The organism is Streptomyces sp. NPDC007189, from assembly GCF_040703635.1.
Classification (GTDB): Bacteria; Actinomycetota; Actinomycetes; order Streptomycetales; family Streptomycetaceae; genus Streptomyces.
Genome location: NZ_JBEYEY010000012.1, coordinates 176,864 through 203,750 on the forward strand (window position 1 = coordinate 176,864; position 26,887 = coordinate 203,750).

Below are 26,887 nucleotides of genomic sequence, written 5' to 3' on the forward strand. Positions count from 1 at the left end.
GCTGGGGGCGTCGGTACGCCGTGGTTCCGGCGCCCCCGCCTTTCTTGACCGTACGCACGCCAGGAGACGCACACATGGCAGACCGCAAGCCGATCGAGTCGTGGCTCACCGACATGGACGGTGTCCTCATCCACGAGGGCGTTCCGATCCCCGGGGCCGACGCCTTCTTGAAGAAGCTGCGGGAGTCCGGGCGGCCCTTCCTCGTGCTGACCAACAACTCCATCTACACCGCCCGCGACCTGCACGCCCGGCTGAACCGGATGGGCCTGGAGGTGCCGGTGGAGAACATCTGGACCTCGGCGCTGGCCACCGCCCAGTTCCTGGACGACCAGCGGCCCGGCGGCACCGCCTATGTCATCGGTGAGGCCGGCCTGACCACGGCACTGCACGACATCGGCTACATCCTCACCGACCACGACCCCGACTTCGTGATCCTCGGCGAGACCCGCACCTACTCCTTCGAGGCCCTGACCAAGGCCGTCCGGCTGATCAACAACGGCGCCCGGTTCATCGCCACCAACCCGGACAACGTCGGCCCCTCCACCGAGGGCGACCTGCCCGCCACCGGTTCGGTCGCCGCCCTGATCACCGCCGCGACCGGCAAGAAGCCGTACTTCGTCGGCAAGCCCAACCCGCTGATGATGCGGGCCGGGCTCAACGCCATCGGCGCCCACTCCGAGACCTCCGCGATGATCGGCGACCGCATGGACACCGACGTCCTCGCGGGCCTGGAGGCCGGGATGCGCACCTTCCTCGTGCTGTCCGGCGTCACCCAGCCCGACCGGGTCGACCGCTACCCCTTCCGGCCCTCCCAGGTCGTCGACTCCATCGCGGACCTGGTCGACCTCGTCGTCTGACCGCCCCAGAACGGGCCTGACCTGCGGTGTCGAAATCCGGGTCCACCCGTTCGGAGCAATCTGGCGCCCCCCGAGGATGCGGGGGCGCCCGGGGCGGGGGAGCCTCCTGATAACTGGAGGTTCACGATGGGCTCACTACGCCTCACTGTCTGTACAGGAATCCTGGCCGCCACCGCGTTCGCCCCGGCGGCCCAGGCCGCCGACGCCGGCTCGGTCTCCGTGACCCCCGCCTCCCCGGCGCCCGGCACCGACGTCTCGGTACGGGTCCGCGGCTGCCCCGGGTCCCAGGGCACCGCCGTGTCGGACGCCTTCGTCTCCGACGCCCGGCTGACCGGCGGCCAGGACACCCTGTCCGGCGAGACCCGCGTCCGCTCCACCCTGCAGCCGGGCGCCTACGACGTCAGGGTCACCTGCGCCGACTACGTGATCACCGGACGCCTCACGGTCTCCGGCCCGGCCACGGGGACCGGCCCGGGCACCGGGCCGTCCATCCTGCCGGGACGCGAGCCCACCGATCCTCCCTCACCCATCGCCCCCGTCCCCGCGGGCGGCGGCGGCACCGCGCACTTCGCGACCGTCGCCACCACCGAGTCCGGTCCCGACACCGTCCAGACGGTGACCGGCCTGGCCCTCGCGGCACTCGCGGCCCTCGCCGTCGCGCTGCGCGCCCGCGCCGGCCGCGGCCCGCGCTGACCGCCGCCCATGACCGACGACCGCGGAAACACCACCGGCACCGGGCGGCTCGCCACCGGCCTGACCTCGGCGCTGCTGCTGTCCGGGCTCTGGCTGTGGGGACGCGGGGTGACCGGCGTGCCGCACACCTCGGACGGCCCCGCCACCGGCGGCCTGTTCGCCGTCGCCCCCCGGCTGCCCAGCCCGGCCAAGCCGCTCGGCGACGCCCTGCCCCAGCGCCTCGACATCCCCCAACTGCGCGTGCAGGCACCCGTGGTGAGCCGCGGCCTGGACGCCCAGGGCGCCATCGACCCGCCCCCCTACGACCAGCCGGGCGTGGTCGGCTGGTACGGCGCCGGCACCAAGCCCGGCGCCCGCGGCGCGGCGCTCCTGGTCGGGCACGTCGACACCGAGACCCGGCCCGCGGTCTTCTACAAGCTCAGCACCCTCAAGCCCGGCGACACCGTCCGGGTGGTCCGCTCGGACGGCAAGGTCGCCCGGTTCACCATCGACGACGTCCGCGTCCTGCCCCGCGCCGGCTTCGACGCCCGCCAGGCCTACGCCCCCCACCACCCCGGCCGCGCCGAACTCCGCCTGATCACCTGCGGCGGCGCCTTCGACCGCACCGCCCACCACTACACGGCCAACGTCGTGGTCTCCGCCTACCTCACCGGAACCAGCGGCTGACCGCCGTACCCCCCGCCCCGCACGCCCTGCCGCGCCCCCGCGCGACCTCGTGACGGGCCGCCGGATATGCCACGATTGGACACCTGGACCGGTGCGCCCAGGGGGGAATCGCATGGACGACAGCAGGGGGGCCCGTGCGTCCGCGCGGGCGTCGGCGGCGGTGGTGCTGGGGGCGGCACTGCTGCTCGCCGGATGCTCATCCGGGGGCGGGGAGAAGCACGGGGACCCGGGGGGCCCGATCACCCAACAGCCCAAGGCCGCCGACCCGTTCTGGGTCAACCCGGACGGCACCGCGGCGCGCCGGCTCGCCGCCTACGAGAAAGCCGGCGAGAAGACCGAGGCCGCGCGGATCCGGAAGATCGCCGAGCAGCCGGTGGGGGAGTGGATCGGCCCGGAGAACCCGGAGCAGGAGGCCCGCGGCTTCACCGAGGCCGCCGAGAAGTCCGACCGCACGGCCCTGCTCGTCCTCTACGACATCCCGCACCGCGACTGCGGCCAGTACTCCCAGGGCGGAGCGGCCGACGGCAACGCCTACCGCGCCTGGATCGACGCCGTGGCCCGCGGCATCGAAAACCGCTCCGTCATCGTGATCCTGGAGCCGGACGCCGTCCTCCACCTCGTGGACGGCTGCACCCCCGACCGGTTCCACGAGGAGCGCTACGACCTGCTCAAGGGCGCGGTCACCCGGCTGAAGTCCCTGAGGAACACCAAGGTCTACCTGGACGCGGGCAACGCCGGCTGGGGCCACCCCGACCAGATCTTCCAGCCCCTGAGGCAGGCCGGCATCGACCAGGCCGACGGCTTCTCCGTCAACGTCTCCAACTTCTACTCCACCCAGGACTCCATCGCCTACGGCAAGCAGCTCTCGGCGAAGGTGGGCGGCAAACACTTCGTCATCGACACCAGCCGCAACGGCAACGGCCCCTACACCCAGGGCGACCCGGCCCAGCGCTGGTGCAACCCGCCGGGCCGGGCCCTGGGCGAAACGCCCACGACGAAGACGGCCGACCTTCTGGTGGACGCCTACCTGTGGATCAAACGCCCGGGGGAGTCGGACGGCACCTGCAAGGGAGGTCCGAAGGCAGGGGAGTGGTGGGCGAGTTACGCACTCGCCCTCGCCGAGAACAGCAAGTGAGCCTCACGGCACCTTCACCCACTGCGCCGTGCTCGGCGTCCCCTGGTCGTCGTCCACGAACAGCATGTACCAGCCGGAGGTGACCAGGTTCCGGTTCTTCGGGACCGTCACCGTGATCCTGTTCCCGGACGTCGTGAAGTCCAGCGCGATCGACCGCTGGTCCACATCCGTGACATGCGTCGACGCGCTCGGCCGGATCAGCCGCACCTTCTTGATGCTCGCCGCGTGATCGGAGGTGAACGTCCCCGAAGCGCCGCGGGCGATCGTCCGCGGGCCACCGCCGAGCGGCGGCCGGGTCCCCCGGTAGAGATACGGCGGGGTGTAGATCTCGATCCGCTGCTCGAACTTCCCCGGCCTGGTGTTCGCCTTGTCGCCGTACAGCGAGTCGGACCCGAAGAACATCACCCGCCCGTCCGGCAGCAGGATCGACCCGGAGTGGTAGTTCCGGCCCACCAGCGGATCGGCGACCCGGGTGAAGCCGTTGCCGTCCGGGTGGTAGATCCGCGCCTGCAGGATGTCGGAGTCGCCGCGCCCCCGGTAGTCCTGCGAGCCCCCCGACACCAGCACCGTGTCGTCGGGCAGGATCGAGGACTGCGGGTACCGGGTGCCCTTCTCCAGCTCGGGCCCGTCCACGAAGTGCGGGTTCTTCGCCTTCAGGTCGATCAGCCGCGTCTTCCTGCTGGACAGCTTCGACTCGCCGACGCCGCCACCGCCGATCACCATGAACCTCTCGTCCTGCGCCGGAGGCAGCAGCACGGTCCCGGAGGTCTCCAACCGGTCCGGGTCGCTCAGCCCGGGCAGCCGGGTGAACTTGTTGGTGCCGACGTCCCAGATGCCGGGGTCACGGCCGACGTCGTCGGGCCCGTACCCCGCGTTCGAACCCGAGTAGAAGATCTTGCCGTTCTGCATCAGGAACAGCGCCGGATACGTCGGGAACTGCCGGACCGTCTTCGTGTACGTCCACTTCTTGGTCCTGGGGTCGAAGACCTCGTTCTTGCCCGGCACCAGCTGGCCGATGTCGTCCAGCCCGGAGACGCTGAGGATCTTTCCGTCCGACAGCGTGGTGAGCGTCGGGTACCAGCGGGCCTCGTTCATCGGGTCGACCTTGATGTACCGCTCGGCGACCGGATCGAACTCGTAGGCGTCCTTGATCCCCTCGAAGTCCTTCTTGTCGAGGGCGAGTTTCTGCGCGATGCCGTACGTGTTGCGCGCGTCGGCGCCGGTCAGGCCCCGGATGCGGTAGTTGTCCTGGGTGCCGGTCTCGTACGCGGCGCCCTCCTTCTGCGCCTCGACGTAGACCCGGCCGTAACCGGGGTTGTTCCGCAGCCACTTGCCGGCCTTGTCGAAGACCTTCGTGGCGCGCGGGACCAGCACCGGGTCCTGGGAGACGAACGTCCTGCCGTTCTTCCTGCCGGTGAACCCGGTGCCCGCGGGCAGCGTGATCGGCTTGTCCGGGTTCTCGTTGTAGAGGATCATGACGCCGCCGGCCTTCTTGACGTCGCCCTTGAGCTTCTCGTACCGCTTGGTGCCGCCCGCGATGAGCAGGTTGCCGTTGGCGAGCTGGGTGTGGCCGGTGCAGAACAGGTCGTTGGGCGTGGGGATCTTCTTGATCGTGCCCTTGACCGGGTCCCAGATGCGGGTGTCGAACTTCTTCTCGTCGAAGTTGTCCTGGTTGTTGCCCGAGCCGGCGACGAGCAGCACCTTGCCGGTGTGCAGGAGCGCCGCGTGGATGGTGTCCTGGCGGTACTGCGGAGGGAACTCGATGATGTCCCAGTGGCCGTTCTCGGCCTTGTACTCGGGTCTGTTGATCTTGTACTGGTGATACCGCGCGGTGCCGAAGCGATAGACCCACGGCCCGTTCATCCCGGCCAGCGCGAACACCACCGCCGTACCGATCGCGAGCCTGCGGACGCGACGGCGGCCGGCCTGGTCCCTCATTCCTTATGTCCCCCAAGTCCGCCCAGCGCGATCTGCATGGTCTGCTCGTTCTCCCCGGCCCGCTCCCCGTCCGCGCCGGCCGCCCAGACGGGCCGCTGGAGCGGCGGATGGGCCGCGTACGCCGCGGGCACCGCGTCCTGCGGTTCCGCCGCCGGCGCGGCCTGCCTGCGTTCCTGCCGCAGCGTGTACCGCCAGGCGAGGATCGGCGAGGCGGTGATCAGCAGGGCGAGGCACGCCCAGGTGATCATCGCGGGGTGGGAGTGCCCGAGCGCGAAGCCGGCCGCGAGCGAGCCGCCGAAGACCAGGATGAAGAACCAGTGCACCCGGAACGTCCCGAACAGCGTGTCGGGGCTCGCCGACTCCCCCTTGGGCGTCACCACGAAACCGCTCTTGCGGCGCAGTACGGCGTCCATCAGGGAGCGTGCGTAGATCGGCGCCGACAGCGCGGACATCACCATGCCCGCCACACCGCCGGAGCCCTCCGGCTCGTGCGGGGAGACGTTGTGCCGCCGGTTCCAGACGTACAGGCCGATCTGGAGGGCGGAGGCGTTGCCGTACAGCATGAGCCACACGGTCGGGTCGATGTTCACGCCGGAGGCGCCCAGGCCCAGGAACAGCGCGCAACTCAGCGCGGCGAGGATCCAGTTGAGGGCGGACATCGGGTAGAAGACGATCATCATGGTGTAGTTGAAGAGCTTGCCCGGCCCCAGCGTGAACAGGCCCTTCCAGTACTGCTTGAGGATCGTCTCGTAGGTGCCGCGGGACCAGCGCAGCTGCTGGGTGAAGAAGTCCGTCCAGGCGGCCGGGCCCTCGCCGACGGCGAGCACGTCCGGGGTGTAGACCGACTTCCACTTCCTTCCCGTCGCCGGGTTCCTGGCGCGGTGCATCTCGAAGCCCGTCGCCATGTCCTCGGTGATGGAGTCGTACAGGCCGCCGATCTGCTTGACGGCGCTGATGCGCACGGCGTTGGAGGTGCCGACGAACATCGGGGCGCCGTAGCGGTTGCCGGCGCGCTGGATCAGGGCGTGGAAGAGGAACTGCTGGGACTCGGCGGCCTTGGTGACGAACGTGTCGTAGTTGCCGTAGACCTGCGGGCCGATGACGAAGCCGACGTCCGGGTCGCGGAAGTAACCGAGCATCCGCTCCAGGTAGTTGGGCAGCGGCACATGGTCGGTGTCGACGGAGGCGAAGAAGTCGTAGTCGTCGCCGTGCGCCTCCAGCCAGGCGTTGTAGTTGCCGTGCTTGGTCCTCGCGCGGTGCGGGCCCTTCGGCTGGTTCCACCGCTCGACGCCCTTGCGGGTGAAGTGGTGCACGCCGAGCCGGGCGCAGACCTCCTTGACGGCCGGGTCGTCGCCCTCGTCCAGCAGCCACACGTGCAGCAGGCCCCGGTGGCGCAGCCTCACCGCCGCCTGGAGGGTCTTCGTCACCATCTCCAGCGGCTCCTTGCCGGGCACGTAGGTGGTGAGGAAGGCGACTTTGGTGCCGGTCTCGGGGACCACGGGGACCGGGTCGCGGGCGACGAGCGTGGCGTGCGCGTTGGACAGCACGTTCATGCAGCGGAAGAACTCGATCAGGCCGATCGAGACGAGCATGACCACGTCGAGGGCCGGCAGGAAGTCGTAGGCGGGATAGTCGCGTTCGGTCCAGTGCTCGGGTTGGAGCAGCCAGAACAGCAGGACCAGGGAGAGCACGGGGGCCGCGCCCAGCATGAGCGCGGCGCGCACGCGGTGCGGCTCCTGCGAGAGCAGCGACCGGTACCGCACGGTGTACGGCTTGGCCGGGTCGGGCTGGGTGAGGGGGCCGGCGAGCCGGCTGTAGTGCTCGTAGTCGTATCTCGGCAGGGTCTTCCTGATCCGGCGTAACCGGCCCGTCCGGTGGCCGATCACCCTCAGCTGTGCGGTCTGTGACGAGTCGTCGTGAACGTGGCTCTGTCCGGCGCCGGTCGGCGTCGACGTCATGAGTCATTCCCCCCACACGCAGGTCACCGCGTGTTTCGTCGGTTCCTTTCCGCTCGGCCGGCTTCCCCTTGCGCCCGCGCGTGCGGAATCAGCGGTGGTCCGCGGTCCCCCTGTCATCCCCACCTCGGCGACAGGCAACGGCGGCCGTCCGGTCGCGCGACGCCCCCCTCGGCGTCGATTCAGGAGCGGGGCCCCCTCCCCGCCGTCTCGCAACCGTTTCCCCCCAACTGCCGCCAAACAGCGGCAGCTTGGACATCCAGGGTTCTACGGTGCTCCGCATGATCGCAAGACGCGAAACACGGTGTTTACCGCTCAAACCCGTTCATTGTGGCGCGCGTGGGGCTCGCGGGGCGGGGACGCGCCGGTGCTTCCGGGTGTCCGGGGTGCGCCGGTGGTGGAGAGGCGGACACGGATGTTGCCGAAGTGATCCCTTATGGCCTCCTCCGCCCGCAACGAGTCGCCGGAGCGGACCGCGTCCAGGATCTCCCGGTGCTGCCGGCAGGTGACCCTGGGGTCCTGCGGCACGTCCACCAGGTCCCGCTGCACCCGGTGGAAGGCGTCCCAGAACGCCTCCAGCACCTCGCTCAGCAGCACGTTGTCCAGCCCCCGGTAGAGGGTGGCGTGGAAGGCGCGGTCGGTCTCGGCGAGGCCCGCCCCTTCGGCGGCCTCCCGTTCCATGCGGTCCACGAGGGCGTCCAGTTCAACGAGGTCCGCCGCGGGCAGCCGCCCGGCCAGCCGCGACACCAGCCCGGTCTCCACGGCCTCGCGCAGCTCCAGCAGCTGCAGCAGCGAGTCCTCGCCCCGGTAGTGCCCGGCGACCGTGCGGAAGGCCAGGCCCTCGATCATGGGTGCGAACGACATCGAGCCCACGTACGTCCCGAACCCGTGCCGGATCTCCACGATCCCCATCGCCTGGAGCGCCTTCAGGGCCTCGCGCACGGAGTTCCGGCTCGCGCCGAGGTACTCCATCAGCTCGGGCTCGGTCGGCAGCGGGGCGCCCGAGGGCAGCCGCCGGTCGACGATCAGCTTCTTGATCCGTTCCTGCAGGTCCCGGGCCGCCATGGCGAGAGCGTATCCGGCCGGTCGGCCAGAGGGCTCGGTTCCGGGCAGGGGTGATTTTCGGCCAAGCGAAAAGACCCCCCGCTGGTGCGAGGGGCCATTCGGTCGGTGCGCCGCCAGGGACTCGAACCCCGGACCCGCTGATTAAGAGTCAGCTGCTCTAACCAACTGAGCTAGCGGCGCCTGCTGACGTGGAGAACTCTACCCGACCTCCGGGGGTGCCCTTGACCACCCCCGGGTGATCGGCCGGCGGCCGGGAGGGGGCCGTGTACATCATTCGGACCGTCAAAGTGGCGGTCCGCTGGCCAGTTAGCAGACTGATCAACGTGCACACTCGCGGACAAACCACCACCGAATGTGAGGCAGATCGCATGACGGCTCCGGTGTTCCAGGAGTTCCACCCCGCCGCCGACTGTGACTGCCCCGGCTGCGCCGAGGGGCGGCGGCCGCGTCCCCGCCCGTCGGCGGGCCGCCTCGGCGGTCCCGCCGCGGCCTGCGGAATCGTCGCGGTGGCCGCCGCGTCCGCGGTCCTCGGCGCGGTCGCCCCGGCCGCCGCGGCCCCCGCCGGCCATCCCGCCGACCAGCGCCCGCACGTGCCCGGCGACGGCGAGCCCGCGACCCCCCAGGGCGCCAGGGGCCCGCTGCACGGCCCCAAGGGCACACCGGCGGGGCCCGGCACCGCCCCGATCCCCGCCACCACCCGGGCCAAGATCATCGAACGGGCCAAGACCTGGGCGGCCGCCAAGGTGCCGTACAGCATGGACAAGTACTGGACCGACGGCTACCGGCAGGACTGCTCGGGCTACGTCTCCATGGCCTGGGGGCTGCCGGGCAACGAGTGGACGGGCAGCCTCGGCGGGTTCGGCGTGAAGATCACCAAGGAGGAGCTGGAGCCCGGCGACATCCTGCTCTACCACAACCCGGACAACCCCGAGAAAGGCTCCCACGTGGTGATCTTCGGCGGCTGGACGGACGACACCCACACCGCCTACACGGTCTACGAGCAGACGCCCCCGCACGCCCGCAGCCAGCCCACCCCCTATCCCTACTGGAGCAACACCGACAAGTACGTCCCCTACCGCTACAAGGGCCTGAGCACGGGGACCAGCAAGGACTCGCTGCCGGACGCGCTGCCGGACGCGGTGGTCCCCGGCGCGACGGACATCGACCGGCTCGCCGCGTACGCCACGCAGGGGGCGCCCGCCTCGCACGGCGTGGCCGGTTACCCCGGCCGGAACCACTTCCGTCCGGGCGCGGAGAACGCCTCCATCGAGCAGCTGGGCCGCCGCCTGGTGGAGAAGGGGTTCGGCGGGTTCTACCCCACGGGTCCCGGACCGCGCTGGGGCGACGCGGACCGGCGTGCGGTGGAGGCCTTCCAGCGCACCCAGGGCTGGCGGGGCGGCGCCGCGGACGGCCACCCGGGTCCGGAGACCTGGCGCCGGCTCTTCCTGGAGGCGGCCCCCAACCGGACGGCCGGCGGCTGACCGTCCCGCTCCTCACCGCTCCACATCACCCCCGTTCACGGCTACATCCCACTCCCATTTCACGGCGCATCTGGCGCGGAGGCTGGAGGCACTCATGACGACGACCACGTCACACACACCGCCCGAATCCGAGGGGCACCCGGAGGACCCCGTGGACGAGGGCGGGCGCACGGCCCGGCTGATCCACCACGACACCACCGACATCCCGGTCCATCTGCTCTACCGCGACGGCCCCGACCCGGTGGACCCGGCGACGGTGGCGCTGCCGCCCGCCGTGGTGCCCGCCCGGCAGGGCACCGGTGAGCAGCCGCGCGCGGAGGAAGCGGATCCGGTGCGCCGCCGGCCGCTGCCGCAGCCCGACCCGAAGCTGGTGGAACGTCCGGCGCCGGTGCTGCCCGGGGCGGTCGGGATGCTGGCCGGGGCGGCCGGGATCGCCGCCGGCCTGGCGGTCTCGTGGTGGGCCGGGGTGCTGCCGCCGGGCGTCGTGCACGCGCTGCGGCTGCCCGTGTCCCCGCGGGCGGGGCTCGGTGCGGCGCAGTGGGCGGCGTACGCCGGGGCCTGGATCCTCGGGATGATCGGCTTCGGCGGGCTGGGCCGGGGGCGGGACGGGCGGGCCTGGGTGCTCGGCCTGTTCGGCGGCTACCGGGGGACGGTACGGCGCACCGGGCTGTTCTGGGTGAACCCGCTGCTGCAGCGGCGTCCGGCCGATGTGCGGCTGCGGCACTGGCGCAGCGAGGCGATGCCGGCGGCGGATCCCGAGGGGATGCCGCTGCGGGTGGTGGTGCTGGTGGTGTGGCGGGTGCGGGACACCGCGCGGGCCCTGCTGGGCGTCGGCGACCACGAGGCCTATCTGCGGGCGTGCGTGGAGGCGGCGCTGGCCCGGGTGCCGGTGGAGCCGGCGGGCGAGGGCGGGGTGACGGAGGCGGGGGACGCGCTGAGCCGACTGGTGGCTCAGGACGCGGCGCCGGCCGGCCTGGAGGTGTTCTCGGTGCAGCCGGTGCGGGCGGAGTACGCCCCGGAGGTCGCGGCCGCGATGCGCCGGGGCCGGATCGCCCGGCTGGACGCCCGGCAGCGGGCCGGCATGCTCAGCGCGGTGGTGGACGCGGTGGAGGACACGGTGACCCGGCTGTCCGCGCGCGGCCTGGTCGAACTCGACGACTACGAGCGCAAGGCGCTGGTGCGGGACCTGACGGTCGCGTTCTGCTCGGGGCGCGGGGAGCCGGCGTGAGCGGCGCGGGAGAGCCGTCGCGGACCCGGCCTGCGATTGGTATGGACATGTTCAACTAGCGGCAATAACCTGACACTTGGTCTAGACCTACGTACCTGCACAGCTCATCGAACTCCCCACGTTCTCAGGAGCGGCAGTATGCACACCAGGACCAAGCTGTCCGCGGTCGTGCTGGGCGTGGTGACCGCCGGAGCGTTCGCGCTCTCCACCGGCGGCGCCAGCGGGCACGGCTACACCGACCTCCCCATCAGCAGGCAGAAACTGTGCGCCAACGGCACGGTGACGGGCTGCGGCGACATCCAGTACGAGCCGCAGAGCGTCGAGGGCCCCAAGGGCTTCCCGGCCGCGGGGCCCGCCGACGGCCAGATCTGCAACGGCGGCCTGAGCCGGTTCGCCCAGCTCAGCTCGCCGACCACCCCGTCCGGCGGGGCATGGCCCACCACCAGGGTGACGGGCGGCCAGACGTACACCTTCCGCTGGCAGTTCACCGCCATGCACGCCACGACGGACTTCAAGTACTACGTCACCAAGCAGGGCTGGAACCAGAACCACCCCCTGTCCCGCTCGGACCTCAACCTCACCCCGTTCCTGACGGTCCCGTACAACGGCCAGCGCCCGCCGGCCACCCTCAGCCACAGCGGCACCCTGCCGACCGGGCTGAGCGGGCACCACGTCATCCTCGCGGTGTGGACGATCGCCGACACGGGCAACGCGTTCTACGCCTGCTCGGACGTCACCTTCTGAGGGGCGTCCCGTCACAGCACGGAAACTGAGGTTCCCTTGAGGGCCGCCGCCCCCGCCGCCGGGTACGTTCCCCCCACGCCGGCCGAGCGGTACGGCGTACCGGACCTCGGGGGACCTCATGTTCGAGCTGTTCTTCTACGCCGTACCCACCCTCATGACCGCGGGCTTCGCGGCGGCCCTGGCCGGGCTGCTGCGCCGCGCCTGGCGGATCAACCGGACCTGGTCCCGAGGGCTGACCGCCGAGGGCCGGTGCCTGAGGATGTTCACCACGACCAGCGGGGGCGGCGGGGACACCTCGGTGCGCACGGCCGTGCACCACGTCCACGAGTTCACCACCCACGACGGCCGCGGCATCCGGTTCGAGGAGAGGAACGGGCCCGCGACCGTCCTGGAGGGCGACGTCGTCACCGTGCGGTACCTGCCCGAGCGGCCGGAGCGGGCCACCGCGCTGCCGCCCGCCCGCGCCCGGCTCGCCGCCGGCACCGGCTTCGGGGCGGCCTTCTGCTGCGTGGCCATCGCCTTCTGCGTCGTCTTCCTCGTGACCGCGCACATGATGTTCACGGAGTAGGCCGGCTTCCCGGCGCCGGTTCACCGCGCATGGGGGTGCGGGTGGCGAAGCCCGCCCAACGCGCGGCGAAGCCGCGCCAAACCAGAGATGGCGAGGCAGGTCCGCGCTTTTTGCGGACATGCCTCGCCATCGCCATCGTGCGCCGCCAGGGACTCGAACCCCGGACCCGCTGATTAAGAGTCAGCTGCTCTAACCAACTGAGCTAGCGGCGCATGACTCCCGCCCTCCGCGGATTTCTCGTTTCCGCGTCCGGCGACGAAGAAAATACTACCTGGTCCCGAGGGGTGCTCGTGACCACCCGGGGCGGACCTAGATCGTGAGGGACAGCAGCACCGGGGCGGCGTTCCGGTTGAGCGTGTCCGCCGCCTGCCGCAGCCGGTGCGCGTGCTCCACGGGGAGCGACAGCGCCAGGCAGCCCACCGAGGAACCGGCCGTGATCGGGACCGCCGCGCAGACCGTGCCGATCGCGTACTCCTGCAGGTCCAGGACCGGGACCGTCGGCGGCTGGGACTCCAGGCGGGACAGCAGCAGCTTGTCGCTGGTGATGGTGCGCGAGGTGAGGCGGGCCATCTTGTGCCGGGAGAGGTGGTCGCGGCGTGCGTTGTGGTCGAGCTGCGTGAGCAGGCTCTTGCCGACCGCCGTGGCGTGCGCGGCGGTGCGGAAGTCGACCCACTCGTTGACCGCCGGGGTGGTGGGGCCGGCCGCGTACTGGGTGACCTTGACCTCGCCGTCGACGTACCGGCTCATGTAGACCGCCGCGCCGACCGAGTCGCGCAGCCGGTCCAGGGTGTGCTGGAGCTTCTCGCGCACGGCCCGTTCCCGGTCGTGCGCGGAGGTGAGCCGGCGCAGGGTCTCCCCGGCGACGTACGCCCCGCCGGTGATCTGCTGCACGTAGCCCTCCCGGCGCAGCATGCGCAGCAGGGCGGTGAGCCGCTCGGGGCGCAGGCCGGTGCGGCGGGCCAGCTCGGTGTCGGTGACACCGCAGGAGCGGCGGGCGACGATCTCCAGCACGCGCAGCGCGTCCTGGGCGGAGTGGTACGGGGCGGTCGGCTCGTGCATCAGCGCCACGGTGGTCTCCCCCTGCGCTCGCTTACTGGGCCGTACGGTGGGTCCTGCGGTCCCCACGATACTGGGCAAACCCGGTGCGCGGAGAGGGGGTTGGCGAGTTTGTTCCGCCCGCCGGTCCCCTCCCAACTGCGACGCAGACCCTCTGACATATGCCAGCGTCCTGACCCAGGGCCTGGACCTCGGGCGGTCTTCCCGGCCCCCGTCGCGCAGTCACAGCACCGCGCTCAGGAATTCCCGGGTCCGCTCCTGCTCCGGCTCGTTGAAGATCTTGTCCGGGGTGCCGGACTCGATCACCCGGCCGCCGTCGAACATCAGCACCTGGTCGGAGATGTCCCGGGCGAAACCCATCTCGTGGGTCACGCACAGCATCGTGATGTCGGTGCTGCGCGCGATGTCCCTGAGCAGGTCGAGCACGCCCGCGACCAGCTCGGGGTCGAGCGCGGAGGTCACCTCGTCCAGCAGCAGCACCTGCGGCCGCATCGCCAGGGCGCGTGCGATCGCCACCCGCTGCTGCTGCCCGCCGGACAGCCGGGTCGGCTTCGCGTCGCACTTGTCGGTGAGCCCCACCAGCTCCAGCAGCTCGCGGGCGCGTACCTCGGCCTCGTCCCTGGACATGCCGAGGACCTGCACCGGCGCCTCGGTGAGGTTCCGCAGCACGCTCATGTTCGGGAACAGGTTGAACTGCTGGAAGACCATGCCGATCTTCTTGCGGACCTCCCGGACCTGCTTCTCCGGCGCCGGGAACAGCTGCTCGCCGTCGACGGTGATCGTGCCCTCGTCCGGTTTGGTCAGGGTCATCAGGAGTCTGAGGATCGTGGTCTTGCCGGACCCCGAGGGGCCGATCAGGGTGACGTGCTTTCCGGCGTCGACGGAGAAGTCCAGCCGGTCCAGCACGGTGTTCGAACCGAACCGCTTGGTGACGTTCTCCAGGCGGACCAGCTCGGCCGGCCCGGCGTCGGTCGGGGAGGGCTGTGGACGGGTCTCAACGGACAAGGCGACGCTCCAGGGCTCGCAGGAGAAGGGAGGCCAGGTAGGAGATGAGGATGAAGGCCACTCCGATCACGGTGACCGGCTCGGTGAACTGGAAGTGCTGCTGGGAGTAGAGCCGGGCCTGGCCGAGCATCTCCAGCACGGTGATCGTCATCAGCATCGGCGTGTCCTTCAGCATGGAGATCACGTAGTTGCCGAGGGCGGGCACCACCCGGCGGATCGCCTGCGGCAGGATCACCGCGGTCCAGGTCCGCCGCCGGGGCAGGTTCAGCGCGGTCGCCGCCTCCCACTGGCCGGCCGGGACCGCCTCGATGCCGGCCCGGTAGACCTGCATGGTGTACGTCGAGTAGTGCAGGCCGATCGCGAAGACGCCGGTGGTCAGCGCGGAGAAGGTCACGCCCCACTCGGGCAGCACGTAGAACAGGAAGAACAGCTGCACCAGCAGCGGGGTGTTGCGCACGAACTCCGTGAGCACCCCGACCGGCCAGCGCACCCAGCGGGTCGGCGCCCGCATCAGCAGCGTCCACACCAGGCCCAGGCTGAAGGACAGCAGCGAACCGAGGGCCAGGGCCTGAAGGGTGACCAGCAGCCCGTCCCAGAAGTGCGGCATGAAGCCGCTCACGGCGTTCCAGTCCCACTTCATGCGACGCGCCCCCCTACCCCGGTCGTCTGCGCCCGCTTCAGCTCACGCGCCGCGGACTCGGTGCCCGCGCTCTTGCCGACGCCGGCCTTCAGCCGCTTCTCCAGGCCGCGCATCAGCCGGGTGATCAGGAAGGCGATCACGAAGTAGATCAGCAGCACGTACGTGTAGATCTCCGCGCTCTGCTGCAGCGCCAGCCGGACCAGGTTCGCGCTGAACGTCAGATCGCCCATGCCCATCACCGACACGAGCGCGGTGCCCTTGAGCAGCTCGACCAGCAGGTTGCAGAAGGGCGGGATCATCTCCGGCACCGCCTGCGGCAGCAGGATCAGCCGCATCCGCTGGGCCGGCGTGAAGCTGAGCGCGATACCGCCCTCCTGCTGCGCCGGGTCGACCGACTGCAGCGCGCCGCGCACGATCTCCGAGCCGTACGCGCCGTACGTCAGGCCGAGCGCCAGCGTGCCCGCCCACAGGGGCACCAGCTGCCAGCCGAAGGCGACCGGCAGCACGAAGAACACCCAGAAGATCATCACCAGCGCCGAGGTGCCGCGGAACACCTCGGTGTAGAAGCCGGCGAGGAAGCGCACGATCCACAGCCGGTGCGTGCGGGCGATGCCGACGACGAAGGACACGGCGGCGGCCAGCAGCGCGCCCAGCACCAGCAGCTGGACGGTGGTCCAGACACCCTTGAGTACGAGTTCCCACAGTCCCGGGGTCATCCGCCGCACAGCTCCTTCGCGGTGAGGCCGGTCATCTCGGCCGTGGTGAAGCCGAACGGCCTGAGGATCCGGAACAGCTCGCCGCTCTTCTTCAGCTTGCGCAGCTCCACGTTGAAGGCGTCCCGCAGCTTCGTCTCGGTCGGCCGGAACGCGAACGCGCCGCCGTCGACGTGCGGTTTGCCCTTGACCAGCGGTGCGAAGGGGCGGGTCGCCTCCGCCTTGGCGGACTTCTTCACCACCGCGCGGGTGGTCAGCGCCGTACCGGCGAAGACGTCGACGCGTCCGGCCTCGACGGCGTTCAGCCCGGCGACCTGGTCGGGGACGATCAGGATGTCGCTCTGCTTGTAGCCGGCGTCGACCGCGTACTGGATCTCGGCGTACCCGGTGCCGGTGGCGAACTTGGCCTTCTTCGCGACGACGTCCTGGTAGGAGTGCAACCCCATCGGGTTCCCCTTGCGGACGATGAACGAATCCAGCATCTGGTAATCGGGGTCGGCGAAGATCACCTGCTGGCAGCGCTCCGGGTTGACGTACATCCCGGCCGCCACGACGTCGAACTGCTGGGAGTTGAGCCCGGGTATCAGCGAGCCGAACTCGGTGGGCACGGGCTGCACCCGGTCCACCCCGAGCCGCTTGAAGACCACCTTGGCCAGCTCGGGCGCCTCACCGGTGAGGTGACCGTCCTTGTCGATGTACCCGAACGGCACCTCGCCGGCGATCCCGAGCCGTACGACGCCCTGCGCACGGAGCCGTTCCAGCAGGTCGCCGCCCTCGGTGCCGGACGCCTCGGCCACCCGGGAGCAGCCCGCCGCGCCGAGCACCCCGAGAGCGGCGAGACCACCGAGCACCGAGCGCCGGGTGTGTCCAGGTCTGGACCGGAATGTGTGTACGTCGTTCCCAGTTGGTGGAGCCATGGCGGCGCGGCTACCCAAGCGCACTCGTCGTATGCACCCTGGTTTTCATGGCCGATCGCTTCGTCACCGTGTCCCTCACCAAGCGAGACGTGCACTGCACGGCCCGCCTCCTGACCGACCGCGCGCCCCTGACCTGCGCGGCGGTGTGGGAGGCGCTGCCGCTCGCGGGCGACGTCTACCACGCCAAATACGCCCGCAACGAGATCTACGCCCTCTTCCCGCCGTTCGCCTCCACGGAACCCCCACTGGAGAACCCGACGGTCACCCCGATTCCCGGCGACCTCTGTTACTTCTCCTTCGCCGGCACCGAACTCGGCACGAAGGCCTACGGCTACGACCGCGAGGTCCGCCCCGGCGCCACGGTCGTCGACCTCGCCTTCTTCTACGAACGCAACAACCTGCTCCTCAACGCCGACGTGGGCTGGGTCCCGGGCATCGTCTGGGGCCAGGTGGTGGAGGGCCTGGACGAGATGGCCGAGGCCTGCAACGACCTGTGGCGCAGCGGCGCGGCGGGCGAGACGCTGAGCTTTCGCCGGGCGTGAGCGGGCGCGCCTACCGGTGCTCCCCGGTCCGCGCTGCGCCGGTGACCGCCGGCACCCCGACCGCCCCGGCCTCGTACAGCGCGTGCGCCGCGCGCAGGACCAGGTCGTCGCGGTGCCGGGCGGCGATCAGCTGCATCCCCACGGGCAGGCCGGCGTCGTCGGTGCCGACCGGGACGGTGGCGGCGGGCTGCTGGGTGAGGTTGAAGGGGTAGGTGAAGGGGGTCCAGCCCGTCCAGCGGCGGTGGGCCGAGCCTCTCGGCGTCTCCACGCCCGCCTCGAAGGCCGTCAGCGGCAGCGTCGGGGTGACCAGCAGGTCGTAGCGCTCGTGGAAGCGGCCCATGCGGCGGCCGAGGTCCATGCGGACGTCGACGGCGGCGAGGTAGTCCAGCGCGCTGTAGCGGGCGCCCTGCGCGCAGATCTCCCGCAGACCGGGGTCCAGCAGCTGCCGCTTGCGGGGGGAGAAGCGCTCGGTGAGCCGGGCCGCGCCGCTGAACCACTGGGTGTGGAAGGCCTCCACCGGGTCGCTGAAGTCGGGGTCGCTCTCCTCGACGTACGCGCCGAGGTCGGCGAGCCGCGCCACCGTGCGCCGTACCGCCGCCGCGACCGCCGGCCGGACCGCGACCTGGCCGCCGAGGGTCGGGGAGTAGGCGACCCGCAGGCCGTGCACGCCGCCCCGCAGCGCCTCGGTGAAGGAGCCCGGCGCGGGTGGCAGGGCCGACCAGTCGCGCGGGTCGGGTGCGCCGATGACGTCGAGGAGGAGCGCCGCGTCGGCCGCATCCCGGGTCATCGGGCCCGCGTGGGACAGGGTGCCGAAGGCGCTGGCCGGGTACAGGGGCACGCGCCCGTACGTCGGTTTCAGGCCGAAGACGCCGCAGAACGCCGCCGGGATGCGGATGCTGCCGCCGCCGTCCGTGCCCAGCGACAGCGGGCCCGCGCCGAGGGCCACGGCCGCCGCGCTGCCCCCGCTGGAGCCGCCGGCGGTCCGCGCCGGGTCGTGCGGGTTGCGGGTGATCCCCGACAGCGGGGAGTCCGTCACGCCCTTCCAGCCGAACTCGGGGGTCGTCGTCTTGCCCAGGAACACCGCGCCGTGCTCGCGGAGCCGGGCCACCGACGGGGCGTCCTCCTCCCAGCTGCCCTGCTCGGAGATCGTCCGGGAGCCGCGCAGGGTCGGGTGGCCGCGCAGCAGGAGGATGTCCTTCACGGTCACCGGGACGCCGTCGAGCAGCCCGGCCGGCTCGCCGCGCCGCCAGCGCTCCTCGGACTCCCGGGCCCGCACGAGGGCGTCCTCCTCGGTGAGGCGTACGAACGCGTTCACCTCCGGCTGGATCCGGCGGGCCCGCTCCAGGGCCTGCTCGGTGGCCTCCACGGGACTGAACTCGCCCTTGCGGTAACCGTCGAGGAGCTGGACGGCGGTCAGGTCGGTGAGCTGCATGCACCCTCCAAGAGGCCGTGTGGTCGAGGGGTCAGTGCCCGGGGACGTATCCCCGCTTCTTGTCGACCACGTTCACCAGGGATCTTCCCGCCGCCCACCGCTCGTACAACTCGATGAACTGCTCGCCCAGTTCGTCCCGCCAGCCGACCGTGTCCCCGCTCATGTGCGGGGAGACGATCAGCCCCGGCAGCCCCCACAACGGGCTGTCGGCCGGGAGGGGTTCGGCGGTGAAGACATCCAGGGCCGCGCCCGCGATCCAGCGGCGGGTCAGCGCAAGGGCGAGGGCTTCCTCGTCCACGAGCCGGCCGCGGCCGACGTTGACGAAGAACGCCGAGGGCTGCATCACGCCGAAGCGGCGGGCGTCGAACATGCCGTACGTCTCCTCGGTGAGCGGCGCCGCCGCGATCACCCAGTCCGCGCGGGAGATCAGCCGGTCCAGGTCGGCCGGACCGTGGACGCCGGTCCGCGGCACCCGCCCCACCAGCGCCGTCGTGACACCGAGCGCCTTCAGGGTGCGCACGATCGCCCGGCCGATCGGACCCGAGCCGACCACGCACGCGCGCGTGCCCGCCACCCGCCGGCCCTCCCGGTGCCGCCAGGTCCGCTCCCGCTGGAGCTCCAGCGTGCGCGGCAGGTCCTTGGCGGCCGCCAGCACCAGCGCCGCGACGTACTCGGCGATCGGATCGTCGAAGATCCCGCGCGCGTTCGTCACCACCGTTTCCGAAGCGGCCAGCTCCGGGCCCAGCAGATGGTCCACGCCCGCGCTCGCCGTGTGCACCCACACCGGCCGGGGCCCGTCCCCCGGCCAGGCGTCGCGCACCGCGTGCGAGGTGAAGTCCCACACCAGCAGCACGTCCGCCTGCGGCAGCCGCTCGGCCAGATGCGCCGCGTCCGTGTGCACGATCCGGGCGCGCCCGGTGAGCCGGCCGAGCCGGGGCGGCGGGTCGGCGTCCAGCACCAGGAGGGTGGGGAGGGTCGTCATACGGGGCGGCTCCGACCGTCTGACATGCGGGGATGAAGCGCGCACACATGCGCGGATTGACCACGCTCGCACCCGAACCTACCGTCGTCAACACGGGCGCATTCGCGCACCGTTGCCCGCTCGTCTCCCAGCGTGAGGGTGGCAGCCATGGACGTCTCCTTTCTCGGCGGCCCCCGCCCCCAGCGCGGGGTCGGCGTGGTGGCCCCCTTCGACTTCGCGCTCGACCGCGAGCTGTGGCGCTGGGTGCCCGACGAGGTGTCGCTGCATCTGACCCGGACCCCGTTCGTGCCGGTCGAGGTGAGCCTGGACCTGGCCCGGCTGGTCAGCGAGCACGAGACCCTCGGCGACGCCGTGCGCGCCCTGACCGCCGTCGCGCCCGAGTCCGTCGCCTACGCGTGCGCCTCCGGCAGCTTCGTCGGCGGCATCGCCGGGGAGCGGGCGATGCGCGCGGCGATGAGCCTCGCGGGCGCGCCGCCGTCGGTGACCACCTCCGGCGCGCTGCTTCAGGCGCTGGAGGAACTGCGGATACGGCGGGTCGCGCTGGTCACGCCGTACACGGTGTCGGTGACCCGGGCGCTGGAGGACTTCGTCGCCGAGGCCGGCGTCCAGGTCACCGGGTGCGCCTTCATGGGGCTGACCCGGCACATCTGGAAGGTGCCCTACCGGGACGTCGTCGCCATGGCCCGGCAGGCGGTCCGCCCCGGCGCCGCCGACGCGCTGTTCATCTCCTGCACCAACCTGCCGACGTACGACGTGATCCCCCAGCTGGAGGCCGAGCTGCGCATCCCCGTGCTCTCCGCCAACCAGGTCACGATGTGGGCTGCGCTGCGCCGGATGGGTACCCGGGCCGTGGGGCCCTACCAGGCGCTGCTGGACGAAGCGGCGCGCGCCTGGCCTCCCGTACTGCCCGAAGAGACGCAGGAAGGCTGGACATGACCGCACTCGGACTCCTCTACCCGGGCCACTCCGCCGAGGACGACTATCCGCGCATCGAGCAGCTCCTGGGCAGCGACATCCGGGTGGACCTGGTCCACACCGACATCGGCGAGGACGCGCACCGGGTGGCGGCGCTGCGCGAGATGGGCTCCGCCGAGCGGCTCGCGGCGGGCATGGAGAGTCTGCGGCTGTCCGGCGCCGAGACGGTGGTGTGGGCGTGCACCAGCGGCGGCTTCGTGCACGGCTGGGACGGCGCCCAGGCGCAGGTGCGCACGCTCGCCCGGCTGGCCGGGATGCCGGCGTCCTCGACGTCGTTCGGCTTCGTCCACGCGGCCCGGGAGCTGGGCCTGCGGCGCGTCGCGATCGGGGCGACCTACCCGGACGACATCACCGCGCTGTTCGCGGACTTCCTGCGGGCCGGCGGGCTGGAGGTCACCGGGACGCGCTCCTCGGGGATCATCACCGCCGCCGAGGTCGGCACCTGGGGCGAGGAGGACGTGCTGACGCTGGCGCGGGCGGCCGACGCCCCGGACGCGGAGGCGGTCCTGCTGCCGGACACCGCCCTGCACACGGCCGCGCACCTGCAGCTGCTGGAGAAGGCGCTGTCCAAGCCGGTGCTCACCGCCAACCAGGTCTCGGTGTGGGAGGGGCTCAGGCTCGCCGACCGCCGGGTGAACGCGCCGACGCTGGGGGCGCTGTTCACGCGGGAGCCGATCGTGCAGGTGTGAGCCGCGCCGGGGAATAACCGGAGACTGCCTCCTGTTACCGCACGGCAGGACAGCCCACGCCACACACAGGAGGCCCACACCGTGTCCGCAGCCGAGGCAGACGAGATCCGGGGCACGACGCACGGGACCGCCCCCGTCCCCCTCTCCGTACTGGACCTGGTGACCGTCGGCGCGGGCAGCACCGCGAGCGACGCGCTGCGCACCAGCGTGGAGCTGTCCCGGTTCGCCGAGGCGCGCGGCTTCCACCGCTACTGGGTCGCCGAGCACCACTCGATGCCCGGTGTCGCCTCCTCCTCGCCCGCCGTGATCCTCGCCCACCTCGCCGCCCGCACCGAGCGCATCCGGCTCGGCTCGGGCGGCGTCATGCTGCCCAACCACGCGCCCCTGGTGATCGCCGAGCAGTTCGGCACGCTGGAGGCCATGGCGCCGGGCCGGATCGACCTCGGCCTCGGCCGCGCCCCCGGCACGGACGGCGCCACCGCCGCCGCCCTGCGCCGCACCGACACCCTGAACGAGGGCGCCGACGACTTCCCGCAGCAGCTCGCCGAACTCACCCGCTTCCTGGACGACGACTTCCCCGACGGCCACCCGTACCGCCGCATCCACGCGATCCCCGGCCCCGTGCAGGGCAGTACCCCCGGCGGCGTCCAGTCCCCGCACCGCCCGCCGATCTGGCTGCTCGGCTCCTCCGGCTTCAGCGCGCGCCTCGCCGGAATGCTGGGCCTGCCGTTCGCCTTCGCGCACCACTTCTCCGCGCAGAACACCATCCCGGCCCTGGACCTGTACCGGCAGACCTTCCGCCCCTCGGACGTCCTCGACGAGCCGTACGCCCTGATCGGCGTCTCCGCCCTGGCCACCGACGACGCGCGTGAGGCCCGCCGCCAGACCCGGGCGATGGCCCTGAACATGCTGCGGCTGCGCACCGGCCGGCCCGGCCTCTTCCCCGACCCGGACGAGGCCGAGAAGCACGAGTTCAGCCCGATGGAGGAGGAGTTCATCACCTCCTGGACGGCCAACATCGTGCACGGAACCGCCGACGAGGTCCGCTCCGGCCTGGACGACCTGCACAAGCGCACCGGCGCCGACGAGCTGATGATCGTCTCCCACGCCCACCGCGGTGAACTGCGGTTGCGCTCCTACGAGTTGATCGCGGACGCCTACGGCTTGCCGACCACGTAGGTCTGCTCGTCGAGCAGCTCGGAGATACGATCCGGCGGCACCGGACGGGAGTACAGCCAGCCCTGGCCGGTGTCGCAGCCGATGCGGCGCAGCCGGTCGGCCTGCGCGGAGGTCTCCACGCACTCGGCGGTGACGGTGATGCCGAGCCGGTGGGCGAGCTGGATCATCGCCTCGACGATGACCTCGTCGGCCGGGTTCGGCACGACTCCCTTGGCCGCCTCCTCGTACTGGAACCCCCTGACGAAGGAACCGTCCAGCTTCAGCGTGGAGACTGGCAGGCGGCTGAGATAGGCGAGGTTGGAGTAGCCGGTGCCGAAGTCGTCGATGGCGATGCGCACGCCCATGTCGCTGAGGGCCTGCAGGGCCTGCAGCGGGCGCCCGGCCGAGCCCATGACCGCCGACTCGGTCAGCTCCAGCTGCAGCAGATGCGGGGCGAGTCCGGTCTCGGCGAGGGTCTGGGCCACATCGGCCACCAGATCCGAGTCCCACACCTGCCGCACGGCCACGTTGACGCTGACGAACAGGGGCGGCTCCTCGGGGTGGTCCGTCTGCCAGCGGCGGGCCTGGCGGCAGGCGGTGGCCAGCGCCCAGCGGCCCAGCTGCACGATCGAGCCGTCCTCCTCGGCCAGTCCGATGAACCGATTCGGCGTCAGTGTGCCGAACTGAGGATGATTCCAGCGGATCAACGCCTCGACCCCGGCCAGGCGTCCGTCCTCCATGCCGACCAACGGCTGGTACTCGAGGGTGAATTCACCGCGCTCGATGGCGGGACGCAGGGTGGAGGAGAGCGCCTGACGGGTCATCCGGTGCGCGTTGCGCTCGGGGTCGAACAGGGTCCAGCGGGCCTTGCCGTCGGCCTTCGCCCAGTACAGGGTCGTATCGGCCGCCTGCATCAGGCCGGTGGCGGTCGTGCCGGCGGCATGGCGTTCGACGACGCCGATGGACGCGGTCAACGACAGCCGCTGGCCGGCCAGATCGAAGGGCTCCTCCAGGGCCTTGAGCGCCGACTCGGCGAGGTCGGCGAGCTGTTCGGTGCCGGTGGAGTCCTCCACGAGCAGCGCGAACTCGTCGCCGCCCAGCCGGGCCACCAGCGGCGTCACCGCGCGGGCGTACCCCGCCTCGTCGGCCACCCGGGTCAGGCGCTCGGCGACCGCCGCGAGCAGCCGGTCCCCGACCCGGTGGCCGAGGGTGTCGTTGACCGCCTTGAAGCCGTCGAGATCGAGATAGCACAGCCCGATCCGGCCGGTGCCGCTGCGCTCGTACGACTCCGCCTCCAGCGCGCCGGTCAGCCGCTCGAAGAACAGCGTGCGGTTGGGCAGCCGGGTCACCGGGTCGTGCATCTGCAAGTGCCTTAGGCGCGCCTGGAGTTCACGGCGGGCGCTGACGTCGGCGACCGAGAGCAGGACCCCGGACCCGCCGCTCAGCGGGGCCACGGTCACCTGCACCCACACGGAGTGACCCTCGGGGTGCTTCAGCCGGCGGGTGCAGCGCAGCTTCGCCTGCCGGTCGCGCAGCACCTCGCGGTAGGCGTGCCAGCTGCGCGCGTCCGAGGCGAGGTCGACCAGGTCGGCGGCGACCCGGCCGGTGAGCGTGTCCGGATCGGCGCCGAGCAGCTCGCCGAAGGCCGCGTTGGCGCCGGCGACGAGCCCGGCGCGGTCCACGACGGCCATGGCGAGCGGGGCGGCCGCGAAGACACGGTGGTAGGTGGTGTGGTCACTGTCTGTGACGGCTGACCGGTCGAGGTCTGCCGCGGGCGTCGGCCCTTCGGACGTTCCGCTCACCGCTCGCTCCCGCAGTGCACTCGATCTGAAGTCCGTGCCGGAAAGTGTGCCGATCATAGAGGCTGGCCCCGGGCCCTTCCAGCCATTCACCAGTGTCCCGGACGGAGCACAGTTTCTGACAGATCGTTTCTGCCCGCACCTGGACGGGTTCTTCAGGCCCCCGACCTGTTGTGACGTTCCGTGAGTGTTTCGGGGTGTCGGGCGCCGGAGCGCGCCGGTGCGTGCGCGTGGCGCGCTCACCCTTGTGGTGCAGGCAAACAGGGCATATCGCGACGAACACTCTCAATCTGGATGCAGGGCCCGAGAACCGCATCCGGAGGTCACGCCGTGCCCATGCTGCGCAGCACCGCCGCCGTGTGCACCACGCTGTCGGCGCTCGCCGCGACGTCGATCCTCTCCGGCCCGGCCGCCGCCGAGCCGTACTCCACGACCCCGTGCGCCCTGCACCGGACCGCCGCCCACCACTCCGAGGGCGTGGACAGCTGGAACCCGGACTACAGCCATCCGGCCGGCACGATCGACGCCGTGATGGTGTTCCTGTCCTTCCCGGACGCCGCCCCGCGCACCACTCCCGCCGATCTGACGGCCGACCACTTCCCGGCCACCAGCCGCTACTACGCCCAGGCCTCCTACGGCCGCTTCACCCTGCGCCCGCATCCGCTGACGCACTGGCTGCACATGCCCAGGCCGTCCACGGCGTACGCCATGAAGCGGGACTGGGACGCGGACGACCGGGCCGCCTATCTGCACGACGCGTTCAAGGTGGCCGACAAGGAGGTCGACTTCTCCCGCTACCAGGTCGTGTACTTCGTCGCCGATCCGGACGCGCCCGGCGTCGACTCGGACGCCACGAAGGTCATCAACCTGGACACGCCCATGCACGTCGACGGCACGGACGTGCGCCGGGTCGTCACCGTGTTCGAGAAGCATCCGCCGGACCGGCTCGTCCTCGCCCACGAGACCGGCCATCTCTTCGACCTGCCCGACCTTTATCACCGCCCGGTCGACGGCAAGGGCGACTGGGACACCTACGTCGGTGACTGGGATCTGATGGGCAGCCAGTTCGGGCTCGCGCCGGATCTCTTCGCCTGGCACCGGTGGAAGCTGGGCTGGCTGGATCCGCGCCAGGTGGTGTGCGTGCGCGGCGCCGGCCCGACCCGGCTGACCCTGGAGCCCCTGGAGGCGGGGCCCGGCATCCCGGTGCAGGGCACGGCGGGCGCGCCGGCCTTCGGCCTCGGGCACGGGGTGAAGCTGGCGCTGGTGCGCACCGGCCCCGACAGCGTCCTCGGCTTCGAGGCGCGCGGCACGGCCGGCAACGACCGGACGTCCTGCCGGCAGGGGGTGCTGGTGTACCGGATCAGCAGCGGAGCGGAGTCCGGCGGCGGCCCGATCGAGGTCGTCGACGCCCACCCGCACACCGAGGCCTGCTGGGAGACCTCGGTCTACCCACCCCTCGCCGACGCCCCGGTAGCCCTGGGCGAAACCTTCACCGTCCCCGGCACGGGCGTCACGGTGGGTGTGGAGGACAGAACCCCGTCGGGAGCCTGGACGGTACGCATCACCCAGACCGTTTCCGGCTGACGATCACTGTCCCGGGGCTTCCCGGCCCCGGTTCACGGAGCCATGGGGGTGTGGGTGGCGAAGCCCCCACAACGCGCGGCGAAGCCGCGCAAAACCAACGATGGCGAGGCCGGTCCGCGCTTTTCCGCGGACATGCCTCGCCATCGCCACCCCGGCGCGCTTTCTCGGCCCCTGTGCAGCGACCCGGCGCTTTTCGACCGACGTTCCACCGGCCGGCGCTTCTCGGCCCCGGTTCACGGAGCCATGGGGGTGTGGGTGGCGAAGCCCCCACAACGCGCGGCGAAGCCGCGCAAAACCAACGATGGCGAGGCCGGTCCGCGCTTTTCCGCGGACATGCCTCGCCATCGCCATCGTGCGCCGCCAGGGACTCGAACCCCGGACCCGCTGATTAAGAGTCAGCTGCTCTAACCAACTGAGCTAGCGGCGCCTGCTGACGTCGTAGACATTAGCATCCTGGTCGGCGGGAGGAAAAATCGATATGCGCACCGCCTCGCGGGCCGCTCGGACGGCCGCCCAGAGGACCACCTCCGGCCCCGGCAGCCAGGGGTGACGCGTGTCCGGGGCGACCAGCCAGCGTGAGTCGCCGGGGGTGTCGCAGCCGGTCGGCGCCGGGACGGTCACCGCGTCGCCCGTGCCGTGGCACAGCAGCGGCGGCACCGCCTCCGTACGGTTCGAGCCCCACTCCTCCCAGGCCAGCAGCGAGGGCAGCCGCTGTGCCGTGCCCGGCGCGGCGAACAGCAGCACGCGGCCCCGGAACACCGCGACCGGTCCCGAGCCGGGGCCGTCGTCCCACAGCCGGTCCAGCATCCGGCGGCCGAAGATCGCCGGGGCGCTGACCACGTCGAAGGCGGTGCCGCAGGGCAGGACCACCGGGGCGTCCGGGCGCTCCTCCCAGAGGGCGACCGTGCTGCGCGGGTACGTCGCCGCCGAGGCGAGCCAGTCGACGCCGTCGGAGGTGACTCGGGTCACGTTCGGTGCGCTGCTCATGACACTCAGGTATACCGGGCGTGAGCGAACGGTCCTTCTGAGTTGCCGAAAACCGGGACAGGGAAGGCGAGGGAGGAG

General features: G+C 71.7%; 25 protein-coding genes and 3 tRNA genes. 13 read left to right on the forward strand and 15 right to left on the reverse strand.

Translation table 11 applies throughout. The features are described 5' to 3' along the window. Window positions 1–74 precede the first annotated feature (74 nt). The 4 genes from AB0950_RS24450 to AB0950_RS24465 all read left to right on the forward strand — a co-directional run bounded on the left by AB0950_RS24450 (window position 75) and on the right by AB0950_RS24465 (window position 3,351). Entirely contained in the window at window positions 75–857 is a 783-nt protein-coding gene (locus AB0950_RS24450; RefSeq protein WP_360145265.1) for an HAD-IIA family hydrolase, read from the forward strand. Window positions 858–983: 126 nt separating this feature from the next. Next, window positions 984–1,550: a hypothetical protein gene (locus tag AB0950_RS24455; RefSeq protein ID WP_366779396.1), complete on the forward strand. Its 567-nt coding sequence runs from the start codon at window positions 984–986 to the stop codon at window positions 1,548–1,550. A gap of 9 nt (window positions 1,551–1,559) precedes the next feature. Further along, window positions 1,560–2,216, forward strand: coding sequence for a class F sortase (locus AB0950_RS24460; protein ID WP_366779397.1), 657 nt, complete (start codon window positions 1,560–1,562; stop codon window positions 2,214–2,216). 112 nt (window positions 2,217–2,328) lie between these two features. After that, window positions 2,329–3,351, forward strand: coding sequence for a glycoside hydrolase family 6 protein (locus AB0950_RS24465; RefSeq protein WP_366779398.1), 1,023 nt, complete (start codon window positions 2,329–2,331; stop codon window positions 3,349–3,351). Between the two features lie 3 nt (window positions 3,352–3,354). Here the strand turns inward: AB0950_RS24465 and AB0950_RS24470 are convergent, their stop codons facing one another. The 4 genes from AB0950_RS24470 to AB0950_RS24485 form a co-directional block, all read right to left on the reverse strand. Continuing rightward, window positions 3,355–5,289, reverse strand: coding sequence for a kelch motif-containing protein (locus AB0950_RS24470; protein WP_366779399.1), 1,935 nt, complete (start codon window positions 5,287–5,289; stop codon window positions 3,355–3,357). Next, window positions 5,286–7,247 carry a glycosyltransferase family 2 protein gene (locus tag AB0950_RS24475; RefSeq protein ID WP_360145250.1) on the reverse strand — a complete coding sequence of 654 codons (1,962 nt, stop codon included), beginning with the start codon at window positions 7,245–7,247 and terminating at the stop codon, window positions 5,286–5,288. Before AB0950_RS24475 ends, AB0950_RS24470 begins: the two co-directional genes overlap by 4 nt. 312 nt (window positions 7,248–7,559) lie before the next feature. After that, complete coding sequence (locus tag AB0950_RS24480; protein WP_360145247.1) at window positions 7,560–8,309, reverse strand: FadR/GntR family transcriptional regulator; 750 nt, start codon at window positions 8,307–8,309, stop codon at window positions 7,560–7,562. Between the two features lie 106 nt (window positions 8,310–8,415). After that, window positions 8,416–8,489: transfer RNA gene (locus AB0950_RS24485), tRNA-Lys, on the reverse strand. A gap of 188 nt (window positions 8,490–8,677) precedes the next feature. On the opposite strand from AB0950_RS24485, the gene AB0950_RS24490 reads away from it, so the two are divergent. The 4 genes from AB0950_RS24490 to AB0950_RS24505 all read left to right on the forward strand — a co-directional run bounded on the left by AB0950_RS24490 (window position 8,678) and on the right by AB0950_RS24505 (window position 12,330). After that, on the forward strand, window positions 8,678–9,790 hold the full coding sequence (locus AB0950_RS24490) for a peptidoglycan-binding protein (RefSeq protein WP_360572406.1): 1,113 nt from the start codon (window positions 8,678–8,680) through the stop codon (window positions 9,788–9,790). 94 nt (window positions 9,791–9,884) lie between these two features. Continuing rightward, window positions 9,885–11,018 (forward strand): SPFH domain-containing protein, encoded by a 1,134-nt coding sequence (locus tag AB0950_RS24495; RefSeq protein WP_360145241.1) that lies wholly within the window; start codon window positions 9,885–9,887, stop codon window positions 11,016–11,018. Window positions 11,019–11,156: 138 nt separating this feature from the next. Then, window positions 11,157–11,762, forward strand: a complete 606-nt coding sequence (locus AB0950_RS24500; protein WP_360145238.1) for a lytic polysaccharide monooxygenase — start codon at window positions 11,157–11,159, stop codon at window positions 11,760–11,762. Window positions 11,763–11,880: 118 nt separating this feature from the next. Continuing rightward, window positions 11,881–12,330 (forward strand): DUF3592 domain-containing protein, encoded by a 450-nt coding sequence (locus AB0950_RS24505; RefSeq protein ID WP_360145235.1) that lies wholly within the window; start codon window positions 11,881–11,883, stop codon window positions 12,328–12,330. A 138-nt stretch (window positions 12,331–12,468) separates the two neighbouring features. On the opposite strand, the gene AB0950_RS24510 is transcribed toward AB0950_RS24505, so the two are convergent. From AB0950_RS24510 to ehuB, 6 genes are all read right to left on the reverse strand, one after another. Further along, a tRNA-Lys gene (locus AB0950_RS24510) sits at window positions 12,469–12,542 on the reverse strand. Window positions 12,543–12,639: 97 nt separating this feature from the next. Continuing rightward, window positions 12,640–13,398, reverse strand: a complete 759-nt coding sequence (locus AB0950_RS24515; protein ID WP_360145232.1) for an IclR family transcriptional regulator C-terminal domain-containing protein — start codon at window positions 13,396–13,398, stop codon at window positions 12,640–12,642. A gap of 210 nt (window positions 13,399–13,608) precedes the next feature. Then, window positions 13,609–14,391 carry an ectoine/hydroxyectoine ABC transporter ATP-binding protein EhuA gene (gene ehuA, locus AB0950_RS24520; protein ID WP_360145229.1) on the reverse strand — a complete coding sequence of 261 codons (783 nt, stop codon included), beginning with the start codon at window positions 14,389–14,391 and terminating at the stop codon, window positions 13,609–13,611. Next, window positions 14,381–15,031, reverse strand: coding sequence for an ectoine/hydroxyectoine ABC transporter permease subunit EhuD (ehuD, locus tag AB0950_RS24525; RefSeq protein WP_360145226.1), 651 nt, complete (start codon window positions 15,029–15,031; stop codon window positions 14,381–14,383). Before ehuD ends, ehuA begins: the two co-directional genes overlap by 11 nt. Further along, a complete protein-coding gene (gene ehuC / locus AB0950_RS24530; RefSeq protein ID WP_361978759.1) occupies window positions 15,028–15,747 on the reverse strand; it encodes an ectoine/hydroxyectoine ABC transporter permease subunit EhuC in 720 nt (239 codons plus the stop codon). The genes ehuD and ehuC overlap by 4 nt, the downstream gene beginning before the upstream one ends. Beyond that, on the reverse strand, window positions 15,744–16,661 hold the full coding sequence (ehuB, locus tag AB0950_RS24535; protein ID WP_366779400.1) for an ectoine/hydroxyectoine ABC transporter substrate-binding protein EhuB: 918 nt from the start codon (window positions 16,659–16,661) through the stop codon (window positions 15,744–15,746). The genes ehuC and ehuB overlap by 4 nt, the downstream gene beginning before the upstream one ends. A gap of 47 nt (window positions 16,662–16,708) precedes the next feature. Between ehuB and AB0950_RS24540 the strand changes: the two genes are divergently transcribed. Then, entirely contained in the window at window positions 16,709–17,203 is a 495-nt protein-coding gene (locus tag AB0950_RS24540) for a DUF3830 family protein (protein WP_360145217.1), read from the forward strand. Between the two features lie 10 nt (window positions 17,204–17,213). On the opposite strand, the gene AB0950_RS24545 is transcribed toward AB0950_RS24540, so the two are convergent. Both AB0950_RS24545 and AB0950_RS24550 read right to left on the reverse strand, forming a co-directional pair. Then, window positions 17,214–18,635, reverse strand: coding sequence for an amidase (locus AB0950_RS24545; RefSeq protein WP_366779401.1), 1,422 nt, complete (start codon window positions 18,633–18,635; stop codon window positions 17,214–17,216). Window positions 18,636–18,666: 31 nt separating this feature from the next. Beyond that, window positions 18,667–19,617 carry a D-2-hydroxyacid dehydrogenase gene (locus AB0950_RS24550; RefSeq protein ID WP_366779402.1) on the reverse strand — a complete coding sequence of 317 codons (951 nt, stop codon included), beginning with the start codon at window positions 19,615–19,617 and terminating at the stop codon, window positions 18,667–18,669. 147 nt (window positions 19,618–19,764) lie between these two features. On the opposite strand from AB0950_RS24550, the gene AB0950_RS24555 reads away from it, so the two are divergent. From AB0950_RS24555 to AB0950_RS24565, 3 genes are all read left to right on the forward strand, one after another. Further along, complete coding sequence (locus AB0950_RS24555) at window positions 19,765–20,553, forward strand: decarboxylase (protein WP_360145208.1); 789 nt, start codon at window positions 19,765–19,767, stop codon at window positions 20,551–20,553. Next, a complete protein-coding gene (locus AB0950_RS24560; RefSeq protein ID WP_360145205.1) occupies window positions 20,550–21,281 on the forward strand; it encodes a decarboxylase in 732 nt (243 codons plus the stop codon). The genes AB0950_RS24555 and AB0950_RS24560 overlap by 4 nt, the downstream gene beginning before the upstream one ends. Before the next feature lie 81 nt (window positions 21,282–21,362). Next, entirely contained in the window at window positions 21,363–22,460 is a 1,098-nt protein-coding gene (locus AB0950_RS24565; RefSeq protein ID WP_360145202.1) for an LLM class flavin-dependent oxidoreductase, read from the forward strand. Here AB0950_RS24565 and AB0950_RS24570 read toward each other — a convergent pair. After that, window positions 22,439–24,241 carry a bifunctional diguanylate cyclase/phosphodiesterase gene (locus AB0950_RS24570; RefSeq protein ID WP_366779403.1) on the reverse strand — a complete coding sequence of 601 codons (1,803 nt, stop codon included), beginning with the start codon at window positions 24,239–24,241 and terminating at the stop codon, window positions 22,439–22,441. The genes AB0950_RS24565 and AB0950_RS24570 overlap by 22 nt on opposite strands. Window positions 24,242–24,532: 291 nt before the next feature. Here AB0950_RS24570 and AB0950_RS24575 point away from each other — a divergent pair, with 291 nt between their 5' ends. Further along, window positions 24,533–25,822 carry a M6 family metalloprotease domain-containing protein gene (locus AB0950_RS24575; protein WP_366779404.1) on the forward strand — a complete coding sequence of 430 codons (1,290 nt, stop codon included), beginning with the start codon at window positions 24,533–24,535 and terminating at the stop codon, window positions 25,820–25,822. A 353-nt stretch (window positions 25,823–26,175) separates the two neighbouring features. Here the strand turns inward: AB0950_RS24575 and AB0950_RS24580 are convergent. Together AB0950_RS24580 and AB0950_RS24585 are read right to left on the reverse strand one after the other, a co-directional pair. Next, window positions 26,176–26,249, reverse strand: a tRNA-Lys gene (locus AB0950_RS24580). Continuing rightward, window positions 26,240–26,809 (reverse strand): bifunctional DNA primase/polymerase, encoded by a 570-nt coding sequence (locus AB0950_RS24585; RefSeq protein WP_360145193.1) that lies wholly within the window; start codon window positions 26,807–26,809, stop codon window positions 26,240–26,242. The genes AB0950_RS24580 and AB0950_RS24585 overlap by 10 nt, the downstream gene beginning before the upstream one ends. Window positions 26,810–26,887 lie beyond the last annotated feature (78 nt).